This window comes from Gelidibacter mesophilus DSM 14095 (genome assembly GCF_000423005.1).
Lineage (GTDB): Bacteria > Bacteroidota > Bacteroidia > Flavobacteriales > Flavobacteriaceae > Gelidibacter > Gelidibacter mesophilus.
In genome coordinates, this window is record NZ_AUHD01000001.1 from 109,762 (window position 1) to 124,256 (window position 14,495).

Here is a 14,495-nt window from a genome sequence, read left to right on the forward strand (position 1 = left end):
GTTTGAAACAAACCCTCCCATTTGGCTTACTAATCCCTCTTAATTTTAAGGTGGTCGTATAAGCTAAAAATATTTGTTGTAAATTTAAGTAATCTGCCAATTTAACAAAAGTTTAATCAGGTTTTAGATTTTAATTAAGAGAGTTCGTGCTTTCTTTATCTAACCTAACTAAAATTAAATCATATGAAAACAGCTTTACTTTATCTATTTCTTCTATCTCCTTTATTTTGTTTGAACGCTCAAAACATTAATCGTGTGGAGATTTCAGGAAAAATTGTTGTGGATAGTGATGATTTGGAAGGCATTACCATTTATAATACGTCGGCCAAAAAAGGTGTGCTTACTGACGAAAATGGTCTGTTTAAGGTTAGTGTAGCGTTAAATGATATTATTGAATTTCGAGCATTACAGTTTCAGGATTTCACGGTGACCATTGATAAAAACATCATTAAAACGAAAAAAATGACGGTGTTTTTAGTAGAGAAAATCAACAAACTTGATGAGGTTGTCATTCTGCCTTATGACCTTTCAGGGAATTTGCTTGTAGATATTGAGAGTGTCAAAACGTTTAATCCAGATTTAGATGCTATTTATTTTGGATTGGCAAATATGAATGAATATGAATTTCCTGACGACTACAAATCAAAAGTTGTCAACGTAGCGATGCCAGGAACCGGAAACAACATTCAATATGGTTTTGATGTTATTGGAATTATGGAATTATTCTTAAGACCAATTTTTACTTCTAAAAAGAATAAAGATATAGAGGTCATGGGGCCTGAAGATCCCCATAAAGCATTTACGGACGTTTACAGTTCTAAGTTTTTAGTTGAGAATTTTAATATTCCTGAGGACAAAGTGAATGATTTTATAAATTATGTGGAAGAGCAAGATATTGACTATTCCCTATTAGATTCAGGAAAAGAATTCCAGTTCTTAGAGTTTATTAGCACTAAAAGTAAAGAATTTTTAGCGAAGGAAGGTGGGAAGGAATAATTACGTAATCCCTTTCTTTATGGTCTTGGGAATGCCGTTCCTGATGGGTCAAACCGTTGACATTCATGGACGGATCATTGCTAATGACGACGTAGAAGGGATTCATATTCTTAATAATACTTCTCTCACTTTCACCATTTCAAACAATAAAGGTCAATTTACCATACCAGTTAAATTGAATGACACCCTAGCAATTTCAGGCGTGTCTTATGTCTTAAAGAAAGTGGTCGTAAGACAAGATATGATTCAATCTCAATCTCTAACCATTTATTTATCTGAAAAAGTAAATATTTTAGATGAAGTGGTGGTAGGGAAAATATTGACTGGCGATTTAAGTTCAGACCTCGCAATTTCGGGAATAAAGCGCGGTATCAATTTTTTCGATTTGGGAATTCCTGGATATGCCGGAAAACCAAAAACACAAAGCGAACGAAGATTGTATACTGCAGGAGACTTCAAGCCAATTCATTTGTTGTCTTTGTTGGGTGGGTCTCTTGAAGTAGATCCTATCTTGAATGCCATTTCTGGAAGAACGAAATTATTAAAACACAGAATTCATCTTGAAAATAAAGATAAATGCATTGCTAGAACCAAATCAAATCTTTCTCAAATTTTATTTACGGCATTTTCTTTAGAAGAACGTTATAGGAATGAGTTCTTTTATTTCTGTGCTGATAATGAACAATTTGATAATCTTTGTCTCATTAATGACGATTTTAAAATGCTCGAGTTTCTGAAAGAGAAATTGGTCAGCTTTAAATCGATTCTCCAATCTAAACCTGAAGAGTGAGAAACATACTTTTTTTTAGCTTAGTGCTATTGTTTGGCGCTTTTAATAGCTATAGTCAATCGATAGATATCACTGGGCAAATAAGGGCAGTGAATGAAGTGGATGGGATTCATATTATCAATAAAACTGCGAGCAGATTTACCATTTCCAATAGTGAAGGTGAATTTACAATTCCTGCAAAATTGAATGATACCATTCTTTTCTCCGGTATCTCGTATCAATCCAAAGAAATTGTGGTTACCAAATTCATAATCGCTTCTAAACAAATGCCTGTTTTTTTGGAAGAATTGGTCAACGCGTTAGACGAAGTTGTGATTGGGAAGGTGCTTACAGGAAATTTGCTGTCAGACATCAGTAACGTTGAACTGAAGCGAGATCTCAATTTTTATGATTTGGGAATTCCGGGATATACGGGGAAGTTGAAAACACAAACTGAAAGACGCCTGTATGAAGCTACTTCGGGTGGAGGCCTCATTCCTATTGTTCCTATCATTAATGCTATTTCAGGACGTACAAAACGCTTGAAAGAACATGTAAAATTTGAGAAATTGGATAGTTGTCTTGACAGAATGAAAGCAAATTTTTCTGAAGATTTATTTAGCAGTTTTAAATTGGACGAAGGACCGAAAGCAGAGTTTTTCTATTATTGCCAAGATGATCCGGAATTTGAAAATTTATGTAAAATAAAGAATCCAATTGCTACATTTGAATTCTTGCAGGCTAAATTAAATGCCTATAAAGACATTTTACAAAGACAAAAAGAGTAAAAATGCGTTTAAGACTGTTTTTATCACTTCACAAAACAGTATTTTTGTAATTCACTCGGCTTATGACATCTGTTAAAATCTTTATTTTAGGACTGATTTGTCCGTTATTGCTTTCAGTCAATGCGCATAAGTTTTATGTGAGTGTTACTGAAGTGGCCTATGTCAAAGAAAAAAAGTCTGTGCAGATTATTTCCAGAATTTTTATTGACGATTTGGAAAACGCGCTCCGTTCCCGTTATGACAAGCATCTAACTTTTGCTCCCAAAAATGAAGCGAAGGAAGTTGAAGAATACCTGAAGCGCTATCTAAATGATAAAATTTCCATCCAAATCAACGGAAAAGCCATCGATTTTAAATTCATAGGAAAAGAATACGACCATGATATCGTTTTTTGTTACTTGGAAGTTGTGGATGTGAGCAACATCGCCTCTTTTCAAATAACAAATAAAGTGTTGTTTGATGCTTTTGATGATCAGCAGAATATTATAAAACTCAAGATTAATGACAAAAGCCAAAGTTTTATTTTAGTCAATCAGAACGATAGGGCACTCTTAAGTTTTTAGTGCGCTCTTATGATAATGCCAAAAGATTTAAATTTCCATCTATTTATATAATATAACTTCATGAAAACACTTAAACTATTCTGCTTCCTGGCCCTTACAGCGTCTATAAGCAGTTTTGCTCAAAATAACAGTAAATCAGATCGGAAACCCGGACATGTCAATACTAATAAGTTTAGGCAATTGTACAATGAGTTTTCGACTCCCAATATGTATAGGGCGGCCTCTGGAGCTCCTGGTGTGGCTTATTATCAGCAGCAAGCAGATTATAAAATGAATATCGAGCTGGATGACGTCAATGCAAAAATATCTGGAGATGAGGTGATCACCTATACCAATAATTCGCCCGATGTACTAACCTATCTGTGGTTGCAATTAGATCAGAACCAACGGGCAAAGGATTCAAAATCGCCGTTAATTGAAAGCAGGGGGGTAGCGAAAGCGACATCGACGTCACAATTTGCAAGCGATTATTTAACAGAGAGTTTTGATGGCGGATTCAATATTTTGGAAGTAAAGGATAGCAACGGTAAACCCTTGCCGCATACCATCAATCAAACTATGATGCGCGTAGAACTTCCGCAACCTTTAAAATCAAAAGAGAAATTTTCCTTCAGCATAAAATGGTGGTACAATATCAATGATCATGTTAAAGACGGAGGACGTTCGGGTTATGAATATTTCCCTGAAGACGACAATAGAGCTTATGTCATTGCGCAGTTTCATCCAAGAATGGCAGTTTATAGTGATGTTGAAGGGTGGCAAAATTCACAGTTTTGGGGACGTGATGAGTTTGCTTTGCCATTTGGGAATTTTGAAGTGAATATTACGGTTCCTGCAGACCATATATTGGATGCCACTGGAAAATTGATGAATAGAAAAGAAGTGTTTTCTAAAGAGATGATGCAACGTTATGAAAAAGCAAAAACATCTTATGATAAACCTGTTCTCATTGTCACACAGACAGAAGCAGAAACCGCAGAAAGAAGCAGGTCAACAAAAAAGAAAACCTGGAAATTATATGCAGAGAATGTGCGTGATTTTGGTTTTGCCACGTCCCGTAAATTTATTTGGGACATGATGGCTGTAAAAGTGGGAGATAAGGATGTGATGGCCGTATCATTATATCCAAAAGAAGGGAATCCACTTTGGGAAGAATGGTCCACTAAAGTTGTGGCAAGTACGCTAAAATCCTATTCAAGAATGACCTTTGAGTATCCATATCATAAAGCTATTTCTGTCCATGCCCAAAGACAAGGAATGGAGTACCCTATGATATGTTGGAATTACGGACGTCCAGAAAAGGATGGCACTTATAGTGATCGTGTAAAATACGGCATGATGGGAGTTATTATTCATGAGGTGGGACATAATTTTTTTCCAATGATTGTCAATAGTGATGAACGTCAGTGGACCTGGATGGATGAAGGTTTAAATACCTTTTTGCAATATGTGGCAGAACAGGATTTTGGTGAAGCCTACCCAGAAGCTTTGTCGCCAAATGATAAAACATTTCCTTCCAGACGCGGACCAGCAGCTAATATCATTCCATACATGGAAGGCAATCAGGATTTTATAGCACCAATTATGAGCAAGGGTTTGAACACCTACCAATTTGGAAATAACGCCTATGGAAAACCGGCAACGGCTCTCAATATTTTAAGAGAAACCGTAATGGGGCGTGAATTATTTGATTACGCTTTTAAGGAATATGCGCACCGCTGGATGTTTAAACACCCTACGCCGGAAGATTTCTTCAGAACTATGGAAGATGCTTCAGCATTTGATTTGGATTGGTACTGGAGAGGTTGGTTCTATACTACCGACTGGGTAGATATAGGAATTAAGGAAGTTACCAAGTTTTACGTGTCGTCTGAACCAAATAACTATATAAAAGATGTCGCCGCACGAAGAGATTTGAATATGGAGGACCTCTCGCCTATGGTATTTATGGTTGAAGAAGGAAGTGATGAACTTACTGATAAAATCAAAAACGGCATTCAAGCGGAAGATATTCCAACACTTAAAGAATACCTGATGGACAATTTTACGGAAGAGGAGCGTAAATCTATAAAAACACCAAAATACTTTTATAATATTACGTTTGAAAAACCAGGAGGATTGGTCATGCCTATCATTGTAAAATTCAATTATGCGGATGGCACGTCAAAAACAGAAACTTATCCAGCGGAGATCTGGAGATTAAACGACCGTCAGGTGAGTAGAGCTATTCCGTCTCAAAAGGAGATCATCTCTTTTGAAATAGATCCAAATGCAGAAACTGCTGACATTGATACGTCAAATAATTCGTGGCCGAGAAAAGTAGAGCAAAGTCAATTTGATAGCTTCAAGACTAATTTGAAAGATTAACATATAAAAATTTAACTAAAAAAGTAGATTAATTTAACAGTCCGCTTTTTTATTGAATTCAAAACATCTCACTATATTTGCATTGTGATACTACATTCTACATTCTTATTCATAGGCACCACCGAGATCATGTTTATACTATTTATAGTGGTCATGGTTTTTGGTGCAGATAAAATTCCTGACATTGCCAAAGGCATGGGCAAAGGTATGCGTACCCTTAAGGATGCTACCAATGACCTCAAATCTGAGATTACCAAAAGTGCAGACAAAAACGGTATCAATACTACAGAACACACCAAGGCTTTTACCGATGAAGTGAAAAAGGTGAAAGATGAATTGGAAGAAACTCTGGGTTCAGTGAAACGCAAATTGTAACACGATTTTAATAACTTAGACAATTCTTTTTGGAGAGAAGCGTAACTATTCGTCCCTTTCTAAATAATAATCTACAATTTTTGTAATTTCTTGATCTTCTGCAAGTTCTAGTAAAGCCCTGTTTGCAGGATAGATCAATTCAGAATTAGTTGGAAAGGCAAAACCATAGCCTTGTCTAAAATATTCCGCCTTGGCGATAAAGAGATCTTCATCCTTATGATTTTTCATATAAAATAAAAGTTGCGGCCTGTCATAAACCACAGCATCCACTTCTTTGTTTTTTAGTTTTGTCATGGCCTCCACTAGTGTATTTACGCCAGTAACTTTAGCTTTATACTCCCTTAAAAAGGTTTCTGATGGAGATGCGGTGATGGTGGCAACTTTTCGTCCTGACAATTCTTCTACGTTCGAGATTGTTGAGGTTCCTAACGAGGATAAGGTAAGCGTACTCGCAATACCAGCTACCATTGAGGTGGCAAATATTATTGAAATAATCATCCAACTTCCGGCAATTATCCTTCCCCAGAGAGTAATGGGTGCTTTATCTCCGTATCCCGTGGTACTCATGGTTACAATGGCAAGCCACATACCTGAACCGATGCCATCAATAGGTCTTTCAGAAAATTGTTCTGGAGAATTTTTTCGCTCCGCCAACCATAAAAATGTTCCCACTATGCCTAGGATGATTAGAAATATGCCCACCGCTATTAACAACTTCATACTAAATAGTGGTTTTACTTTTTGCCAAAGACTGAGTTCATCAACTCGGGACATAATGGCTAAACTTGAATTATAGTAAGGTTGTGAAAATCGCATATACTCTAAACGTTTTGCCGTGATGCTGATAGGGCCAACCACAACGTCTAAGTCACCTTTGTTCAATGCATAAAGTGCGTCTTCTACAGATTCATATATTTTATAAGAATAATCCCAGGATTTATTTTTGGCAAGGTCTTCCCATATTTCTACTGCAATTCCGTTTGATGACGTGTTTTTTTCAAATACAAATGGCTCACTGCCGGCAATGCCCACCACTAATTCTTTGGATTGATCCACGTCATCTTGTGCGTGGAGCGTTGAAATAGGTAGTATACATGTAAAAGAGATGAGAAGTAAAGATGATGCAATGGATTTTAATGTCATAAATTAGTTTTTGTAAGTCGTCGAATGTACCCTAAATAATACTAAAGATTTTAGATTTATACAAGTTTTTTGACAAAATGCTCTTGGAACTTTGCGCTAAAAGAGCAGTGCTAGTAACATATATATAGTAATGAAAAAATAGAAATGAAAATCCAGAGTGAAATAGCGAGTAGGATAGGCCTACTACCTATTTCCTTTAAATCTGTAATTGAAATAGTCGAACCAACCAAAAATAAAGTAACCACCAATAAGCGTTTTGAGATTAATACTATGTTGGTAGTAATAATCGTAGGAAGCACGTTATAGCTGTTGATGATGATAGCTAAAATAAAAAGCAAAATGAAATACGGAATTCTAACTTTTTCGCCTTTAGTTTTAAAAAGAAACATAGAGAAAATAGAGAGAGGTATGATCCATAGAGTTCTGGATAATTTTACGGTGGTCGCGATCCTTAAGGCTTCATTACCATAGCCCATGGCGGCACCTACCACGGAACTGGTATCATGAATAGCAATGGCGCACCACAACCCAAATTGATGTTGACTTAAATTGAGCACATGGCCTACTGCAGGAAATATAAATAGAGCAATAGCATTGAGTAAAAAAACAATCCCTAGAGCTAGACTAATCGTTTTTCCATCAGCTTTGATGACAGGGGAAATGGCGGCAATGGCACTTCCGCCACATATTGAAGTGCCTGAGGTTACGAGATGGCCCAGCTTTTTGTCGAGCTTTAAAATTTTCGTTAGGATCAACCCTAAACTCACCGTCAATATAATAGAGTAGAAGGTCAAGCCAAATCCATCTTTACTGGTTCGGAGAGTTTCTTTTAGAACCATTCCAAAACCAAGCCCTACTACGGCAATCTTAAGCAGTAAATGGATGGCTTTTTGACTTTGGTTTATAAATGGATTACTAAAAATCAAGGTGAATAAAAAACCTAAAAGTAAAGCTACTGGACTATTGAGAAACCCAAAGAGCGCTATTAAAATTAGGATAATAAATATTGATTTTGATAAAATAAATTTCATGTCAGTTGCTTTAGAGACACAAAATTAGAGTTTAATTATAACTAAGAAGCAAATTAATATTTGACTCTTAATAACTAAAAGTTATAATGAGATGCCGTAAATTTTTCGAAGAACGCCATGATTTTGGAATTATAACCCGTTCTGGAAACAAAATAAAACCAACGCTCCATGCTAATTTCCTTAATATCAATAACCTTTAGTTTATTGTTCATCAAGTCTTCTGTAACCGCATTGATTGACAAAAATGCATAACTATCAGAATGGTAGAGATAGTTTTTTATGGCCTCTGTACTATTGAGATGCAAGATGGTGTTGAGTGAGGAAATCTTGTTTTCTTTCAAAATACTATATATGACACCCCTGGTTCCCGAACCAATTTCTCTTTCTACCATCGGAAGGTTTTGCAAGGCAGATTTGTCTATTATATTACTCTTTATGGTGGTGTTTTTAACGTTCGTCACAAGGACTATTTCGTCTTTCGTAAATTTCTTGAAATGAAGTTGCGGGTTGCTGTGTTTCCCTTCAGTGATACCAAAGTTGAGATGTTCATTTAAGATGAGATGTTCTATTTCTTCTGAATTCCCACTCGTGATTTCGACATGAACCTGCGGATACTGCGTTCTGAATTTTGCAAGTATTTTTGGAATGATATAATTTGCAACCGTTGTGCTCACGCCAAAGTGTATATGTTCAGGCAATGCATTTTTCAAGTTCAAAAACTGATTTTCCATTTCATGGTAAATGCTCAAAATGCGATTGGCATAGATCAAAAAAGCCTTCCCGTCTTCAGTAAGGGCAATAGAATTTCGTCTCCTGATAAAGAAATTGCTCTTATAAGCTTCTTCAAGGTTCTTAATGGTTTTTGAAACGGCAGGCTGAGAGATAAAAAGAAGTTCCGAAGCTTTTGTGAAACTTAATTGCTCGGCAACTACTTTAAAAATATGCAATTTTGTGTTCATTCTATTTTTTTCTACTTATCGTCAAACCGTCACGAATAGGCAGCATAACCGTTTCTACACGGTCATCATTTTTAAGTAGTTTATTATAGGCAATAATTGCATTTGTAGAAACATCATCTTTCTTTAGAGGTTCAAGGACTTTTCCGCTCCAAAGTACATTGTCAGATAATATGATGCCTCCTGCCTTTAATCTGTCAATGATAAGATGAAAGTAATTACTGTAATTTTCTTTGTCCGCATCTATAAAGACAATATCAAAATTGGGTTTTAATTGCGGAATGAGCTCCAATGCATTCCCTAAATGCTGATGGATCTGATTGCCAAAATTGGATTCATTAAAGTATCTGCGTTGAAAATCTACCAATTCTTCATTGGTGTCAATGGTATGAAGTTCGCCATCTTTTTGAAGTCCTTCAGCCAAACACAAAGCAGAATAGCCCGTATAGGTTCCTATTTCCAATATGTATTTAGGAGTAACCAATTTCGAAATCATACTTAACACCCTGCCTTGATAATGGCCACTGAGCATGCGGGGTTGTAATATTTTTTGATGTGTTTCCCGGGAAAGTTGCTGCAATAATGCTGGTTCGTTTTCAGAGTTTATAGTTATATAATGATCTAAATGGTCTGGAAATAAATTCATGATTTTAAGAGTTTTAACTGCGCTATGACTTTTTGTAAATCTTCAATTGATTGTGTGTCTATGCCCATTGTATTAAGGGTGATAGCTGAATTTTCCGTCATGAATGTGTACTTGCCTGAATCAAACTTTACATCCATAATCTGATTAAGTTCTATACGCTTGGGAATGATCTGGTTTCTAATTAAAACGCCATCTTTTATAGTGGCATAATGAACCGTTTTTTTATAAACATAAGTTCCAAGTGAAAAAACACCTATGGCTAAATATATATAACCTATATCATGGTCATTTTCAGAATAAAAGTAAAAGACAAAAAAAGCTAACCATACGATGCCAGTTAACAGACTAAATCTAAGTTGCTTCTGTGAATATTTGATGTAAAGATTGAAATCCATTACAAACCTAATATTCTATTAGTTAACTTTTGTTTTGCTTCTTCATGATCGCCGCAAAGCCATCTGATCACGTTGTCTTCCCAAATAGCATCACGCTCAGCTTCAGTAATAATCTCTCTTTCCATGGCCAAATCTAAAATTTTTCCAGGATAGGAAGATTGTTTGGCACTTTCCATTTCTCCTAATGGATAAGGATCGTCCAAGCCCATAAGGACCTGTTTTGAACCTTGGTTTTTGAGTAAGAGTTGCAAGCCACCAGTATCGTGAACCAATGTATCAAAGAAAATGTTTTTATGGCCCACCGCTTTTCTAGGGTGGCTTTTCCCTTCAAATAAATCAGGCCTTCCATCAAAACCCTGAATACGCCTTCCTAAATTAATTTGTGCCAACTGACCTCCGTGCGCAAAACAAGTACGCATATTTGGATATTTATCCTGGTACCCGTTTAAGGTCAAAAAGTGATAAGCATCAGCACATTGTGCCAACATCCATATTAAATGGAAACGCCAAGAGGTGTTTTCCAGTTTTATAAATTTTTCACCATCATAAGGATGGATTTCAACCGCCAGATTGTATTTGTTTGCCAATTCAAAAATGGGTTCATTTTCTTCATCAAAAATACAGCGCCATGTTCCAATAGTGTCCATATAATGGGTTGGTAAGCAGAGCAGTTGCATACCCAATTCTTCTACACAGCGTTCGATTTCCCAACAGGCCCCGCGAACAAAACCAGGGTGTACCACAAAACCACAAGTAAACTTAGTTGGGTTTTCTCTTTGAATTTTGGCATTGAAATCATTTTGAAACCGAAGTGCCTGCTTCATCTCTTCTACGCGCAATCCATTGCCATACAATTGAGATAGATTTAAAACAACCGCATGGTCAATTTTAAAGCGCTCCATCCAAGCCAATTTATCATCCAAAAAGAAACTCGAATCTGTAACTGGACGACTCCAATCTTTTTGAAGCATATATTTCCGATCTTTATCCACCCAAAAAATCTCTTTATCCTTCATGAATTGTGGAATTTCTTCTGGGTAAGGAAGTAGGTGTGAATGTCCGTTGATGCGAAGTTTGCGTTTTGTCATGATTATTTCTCAATAAAATGAGAATTGATTTTACTGGTTTATAATTAAAAATAAAATACTTGTATACTCACTCCACTTATTACAGGTGAATTCACTTTCTCATATAAAGAAAGGGTGTATTGATTAGTCTATTTTTACTTTTTTAGGTGGCTCCATCAATTCACCACAATTTGGGCATTTTCGCTTTTCTGTATCGCTGTAATATTTGTCAAAAATCTTAGGCATATCAGTTTCAATATTTTCAACTGTAAAATCTTCCTCATAGAGTTTTGTTGTGCAGTTTTCACAAAACCAAAGCAGCGCATCCCGCATGCCTTCAGGTCGTTTATATTCTATCACCAAACCTACGGTATTTGCACCTCGTTGCGGAGAATGCGGCACTTTTGGAGGCAGCAAATAAATATCACCTTCTTTAATGTGCACATCTTTTGGTATGCCATTATCTATGATTTTTAAGATGATATCACCTTCAACTTGATAGAAAAATTCTGGAGTTTCATTATAGTGATAATCCTTTCGATTGTTAGGTCCGCCTACAACCATCACAATAAAATCGCCGTCTTTCCAAACCACTTTATTGCCCACAGGTGGTTTTAGCAAATGACGATTTTCTTCAATCCATTTCTTAAAATTTATTGGAGATACTAGGTTCATAGTCTTGTTTTTTGGGCGTGTCCCTAACGGGTCGGGCTCTCGGCAGTCGCTCTCTTCGAGGAGCTCCAACAATGCCTCCATCCCTCACGCAGATTTAGCAATTAAAATTAAGTATAAAACGGCAGAACAGAAAGTGTTTCGTCTTCGTTCTTAAAATTAAACTTTACCCTTGATAAATAATTTACACCTCCATTATTTAAAAAAGTTATTTTTATACGAAGCCCTCACAAGTGTAACTTCAATTGCGCTCAGCCACCATAAATTTTTGCGCTCTAATTTTTGAAGCTCGAGTATATTGAATTTCGCCACAGTTCCCTTCTTTCGGGAAGGTTAGGATTACAATGACTTTGTCCGTCCACCATCCACAGGAAGGTTTACCCCGTTGATATAACTTGCACATTCACTGGCAAGGAAAGTCACGGCATAAGCCAATTCTTCAGGTTTTGCAAAGCGTTTAGCAGGAACGCCACTTTTCATGGCATTGGCAGATTCTTCTTCGCTATGGCCCGTTTTGGCCGACTTATTTTTGATGATTTCTGCAAGACGATCGGTATCCGTAGCTCCCGGAAGTACATTATTGACTGTAATTCCATATTGACCAAGTTCATTCGCTAAAGTTTTGCTCCAGCTCGCAACGGCACCTCTAATGGTATTGCTCACCCCAAGACCATCCAAAGGCTGCTTTACAGAAGTAGAAATGATATTGATGATTCGACCATATCTTGCCTCCTTCATGAAAGGAACTATAGTTTGTGCCAAAACATGATTGCATTTTAAATGTTGGGTGAAGGCATTTTCAAATTCCTCTAGTTTTGCTGAAAAAACAGGCCCACCAGCAGGTCCACCCGTGTTATTTACCAGAATGTGGAAACCATGATGCTCGTTAATAAATTCAGAAACTTTGCTTTGTAATTCCCCGGGATTCGAAAAATCTGCTACGATGTATCGGTGATTTTTGGAGTTTGGAAGTTCTGAAACAACCTGCTTCAATTTAGCTTCATTTCTAGCCACTAAAGTCACGTTGGCACCTTCTGAAGCCAAAGCTATAGCGGTTGCTTTTCCTATTCCTGCTGTACTACCGCAAACTAGTGCGTATTTATTGTTTAGTTTTAAATCCATAATCCCATTTTACATCCTTCCCGAAGGGAAGAACTTTTATTTAGTTAATATTTATTCTTCAAATCTTATTTGTGGTCCCATTCAAACTCCTTCCGTTCGGGAGGGCAGGGGTGGGATCAATATTTGATACACACATTCTTAGCCTCCGTAAAAAACCTTAAGGCTTCAAATCCGCCTTCCCTTCCAACTCCTGAGGCCTTTACACCTCCAAATGGGGTTCGTAAATCGCGCATCATCCAAGTGTTCACCCAAACTATGCCCGTTTGTAATTGGTTGCTCATGCGCATAGTGCGTTTTAAGTCGTTGGTCCAAAGTGTGGCAGACAATCCATAGTTGACAGAATTAGCCATTTCTAAAACTCCATCTTCACTTTCAAAAGGCATAATAGTGACTACGGGCCCAAATATTTCTTCTTGATTTACTCGACAATTATTTGAGGTCACCTCAATGACCGTAGGTTCGATATAATAACCGTTTTCATAATCTTTTACAACAACTTTCTTACCACCGCAAAGTATCGTCGCATTTTCTGCTTTGGCAATTTCTATATAATTCATTACTTTTTCTAGATGTGAATTTGACACCAAAGCACCAATATTGGTTGATGCTTTTGAAGGATGTCCAACTTTGAGTGCTTTTACTCTAGTAACAAAATCGTTTTTGAACTTCGCATAAATTGAGGCTTCTACAAAAATGCGGCTTCCGCACAAACAAATCTGTCCTTGATTTGCAAATGACGAACGAATGGTCGTATTGAGCATATCTTCATAATCGCAATCGGCAAAAATGATATTTGGATTTTTCCCGCCCAATTCCAAAGATAACTTTTTAAATAGAGGTGCTGCCACTTTTGCTATATGTGCCCCCGTTGCAGTACCTCCTGTAAAACTAATGGCTTTGATGTCTCGATGTTCAATGATGGCTTGTCCTGTGGTAGTTCCCAGTCCATGAACAATGTTCAGAACGCCATTGGGCAATCCAGCTTTTGTACAAATATCGCCAAGTAAATAAGCGGTCATTGGAGTAATTTCGCTGGGTTTGGCAATCACGCAGTTTCCAGCAGCAATGGCTGGAGCGATTTTCCAAGTAAAGAGATAGAGCGGAAGATTCCAAGGTGAAATACAAGCCACAACGCCAATGGGTTGTCGTAAGGTGAAATTTATCGCATCCTGACCTACGCTTTCATGGCTTTCACTAGCGAATTGGGTTATGGCATTTCCGAAAAACCGAAAGTTACTGGCTGCTCTGGGGATATCGACTTTCTTGGCCAAAGATACAGGTTTCCCATTATCCTTGCTTTCAGCTTCTGCGAAACGTTGCAAGTTAGCTTCTAATAATTCTGAAATTTTTATAAGTATTCTACTACGTTCTTCCAACGTAGTTTGAGACCAGCTCGGAAAAGCTGATTTTGCAGCGATATAGGCATTTTCAACATCTTCTTTGGAAGAGTTTGGAATTTTACCGTAAACTACGCCATTACTAGGATTGTAATTGTCTATCCAATTGTCTTGAATTGGATGGATGTATACTCCGTTGATGTAGTTCCGAATTCCTGCGAAAGCAGGGATCTCCTTATGTATCTCTGTATTTACCACGAATTCACGA

General features: G+C 37.0%; 15 protein-coding genes. 6 read left to right on the forward strand and 9 right to left on the reverse strand.

Annotated elements, in window-relative coordinates; all coding sequences use genetic code 11:
* Positions 1-183: 183 nt before the first annotated feature.
* The 6 genes from G525_RS0100520 to G525_RS0100545 all read left to right on the forward strand — a co-directional run bounded on the left by G525_RS0100520 (position 184) and on the right by G525_RS0100545 (position 5,858).
* The gene (locus G525_RS0100520; RefSeq protein ID WP_027124387.1) at positions 184-996 is read left to right on the forward strand and encodes a carboxypeptidase-like regulatory domain-containing protein; all 813 of its coding nucleotides are present in this window, start codon (positions 184-186) and stop codon (positions 994-996) included.
* Between the two features lie 19 nt (positions 997-1,015).
* Positions 1,016-1,786, forward strand: a complete 771-nt coding sequence (locus tag G525_RS0100525) for a hypothetical protein (protein ID WP_035478716.1) — start codon at positions 1,016-1,018, stop codon at positions 1,784-1,786.
* Entirely contained in the window at positions 1,783-2,553 is a 771-nt protein-coding gene (locus G525_RS0100530) for a peptidase associated/transthyretin-like domain-containing protein (protein ID WP_027124389.1), read from the forward strand. Before G525_RS0100525 ends, G525_RS0100530 begins: the two co-directional genes overlap by 4 nt.
* Positions 2,554-2,615: 62 nt before the next feature.
* Positions 2,616-3,116 carry a DUF6702 family protein gene (locus tag G525_RS0100535; RefSeq protein WP_027124390.1) on the forward strand — a complete coding sequence of 167 codons (501 nt, stop codon included), beginning with the start codon at positions 2,616-2,618 and terminating at the stop codon, positions 3,114-3,116.
* 60 nt (positions 3,117-3,176) lie between these two features.
* Positions 3,177-5,483: a M1 family metallopeptidase gene (locus G525_RS0100540; RefSeq protein ID WP_027124391.1), complete on the forward strand. Its 2,307-nt coding sequence runs from the start codon at positions 3,177-3,179 to the stop codon at positions 5,481-5,483.
* 84 nt (positions 5,484-5,567) lie between these two features.
* On the forward strand, positions 5,568-5,858 hold the full coding sequence (locus G525_RS0100545; protein WP_027124392.1) for a Sec-independent protein translocase subunit TatA/TatB: 291 nt from the start codon (positions 5,568-5,570) through the stop codon (positions 5,856-5,858).
* A 45-nt stretch (positions 5,859-5,903) separates the two neighbouring features.
* Here G525_RS0100545 and G525_RS0100550 read toward each other — a convergent pair whose 3' ends face one another.
* From G525_RS0100550 to G525_RS0100590, 9 genes are all read right to left on the reverse strand, one after another.
* Positions 5,904-7,001 carry a transporter substrate-binding domain-containing protein gene (locus G525_RS0100550; protein WP_027124393.1) on the reverse strand — a complete coding sequence of 366 codons (1,098 nt, stop codon included), beginning with the start codon at positions 6,999-7,001 and terminating at the stop codon, positions 5,904-5,906.
* Positions 7,002-7,111: 110 nt separating this feature from the next.
* Entirely contained in the window at positions 7,112-8,032 is a 921-nt protein-coding gene (locus G525_RS0100555) for a YeiH family protein (protein WP_027124394.1), read from the reverse strand.
* 74 nt (positions 8,033-8,106) lie between these two features.
* Positions 8,107-8,991, reverse strand: coding sequence for a LysR substrate-binding domain-containing protein (locus G525_RS0100560; protein ID WP_027124395.1), 885 nt, complete (start codon positions 8,989-8,991; stop codon positions 8,107-8,109).
* Between the two features lies 1 nt (position 8,992).
* The gene (locus G525_RS0100565) at positions 8,993-9,634 is read right to left on the reverse strand and encodes an O-methyltransferase (RefSeq protein ID WP_027124396.1); all 642 of its coding nucleotides are present in this window, start codon (positions 9,632-9,634) and stop codon (positions 8,993-8,995) included.
* Entirely contained in the window at positions 9,631-10,029 is a 399-nt protein-coding gene (locus G525_RS0100570; RefSeq protein WP_027124397.1) for a hypothetical protein, read from the reverse strand. The genes G525_RS0100565 and G525_RS0100570 overlap by 4 nt, the downstream gene beginning before the upstream one ends.
* Positions 10,029-11,117 carry an amidohydrolase family protein gene (locus tag G525_RS0100575; RefSeq protein ID WP_027124398.1) on the reverse strand — a complete coding sequence of 363 codons (1,089 nt, stop codon included), beginning with the start codon at positions 11,115-11,117 and terminating at the stop codon, positions 10,029-10,031. Before G525_RS0100575 ends, G525_RS0100570 begins: the two co-directional genes overlap by 1 nt.
* 123 nt (positions 11,118-11,240) lie before the next feature.
* Positions 11,241-11,771, reverse strand: coding sequence for a 3-hydroxyanthranilate 3,4-dioxygenase (locus G525_RS0100580; protein WP_027124399.1), 531 nt, complete (start codon positions 11,769-11,771; stop codon positions 11,241-11,243).
* A gap of 336 nt (positions 11,772-12,107) precedes the next feature.
* A complete protein-coding gene (locus tag G525_RS0100585; RefSeq protein ID WP_027124400.1) occupies positions 12,108-12,890 on the reverse strand; it encodes an SDR family oxidoreductase in 783 nt (260 codons plus the stop codon).
* Positions 12,891-13,006: 116 nt separating this feature from the next.
* Positions 13,007-14,485, reverse strand: coding sequence for an aldehyde dehydrogenase (locus G525_RS0100590; protein ID WP_245577703.1), 1,479 nt, complete (start codon positions 14,483-14,485; stop codon positions 13,007-13,009).
* Between the last annotated feature and the right edge of the window lie 10 nt (positions 14,486-14,495).

What these genes read in the sequence shown, in the direction of transcription:
- G525_RS0100535 (WP_027124390.1), top strand. Translation starts at nt 2,616, where the DNA reads ATGACATCTGTTAAAATCTTTATTTTAGGACTGATTTGTCCGTTATTG.
- G525_RS0100565 (WP_027124396.1), bottom strand. Translation starts at nt 9,634, where the DNA reads ATGAATTTATTTCCAGACCATTTAGATCATTATATAACTATAAACTCT.
- G525_RS0100580 (WP_027124399.1), bottom strand. Translation starts at nt 11,771, where the DNA reads ATGAACCTAGTATCTCCAATAAATTTTAAGAAATGGATTGAAGAAAAT.
- G525_RS0100525 (WP_035478716.1), top strand. Translation starts at nt 1,016, where the DNA reads ATGGTCTTGGGAATGCCGTTCCTGATGGGTCAAACCGTTGACATTCAT.
- G525_RS0100540 (WP_027124391.1), top strand. Translation starts at nt 3,177, where the DNA reads ATGAAAACACTTAAACTATTCTGCTTCCTGGCCCTTACAGCGTCTATA.
- G525_RS0100570 (WP_027124397.1), bottom strand. Translation starts at nt 10,029, where the DNA reads ATGGATTTCAATCTTTACATCAAATATTCACAGAAGCAACTTAGATTT.
- G525_RS0100560 (WP_027124395.1), bottom strand. Translation starts at nt 8,991, where the DNA reads ATGAACACAAAATTGCATATTTTTAAAGTAGTTGCCGAGCAATTAAGT.
- G525_RS0100555 (WP_027124394.1), bottom strand. Translation starts at nt 8,032, where the DNA reads ATGAAATTTATTTTATCAAAATCAATATTTATTATCCTAATTTTAATA.
- G525_RS0100550 (WP_027124393.1), bottom strand. Translation starts at nt 7,001, where the DNA reads ATGACATTAAAATCCATTGCATCATCTTTACTTCTCATCTCTTTTACA.
- G525_RS0100585 (WP_027124400.1), bottom strand. Translation starts at nt 12,890, where the DNA reads ATGGATTTAAAACTAAACAATAAATACGCACTAGTTTGCGGTAGTACA.
- G525_RS0100575 (WP_027124398.1), bottom strand. Translation starts at nt 11,117, where the DNA reads ATGACAAAACGCAAACTTCGCATCAACGGACATTCACACCTACTTCCT.
- G525_RS0100520 (WP_027124387.1), top strand. Translation starts at nt 184, where the DNA reads ATGAAAACAGCTTTACTTTATCTATTTCTTCTATCTCCTTTATTTTGT.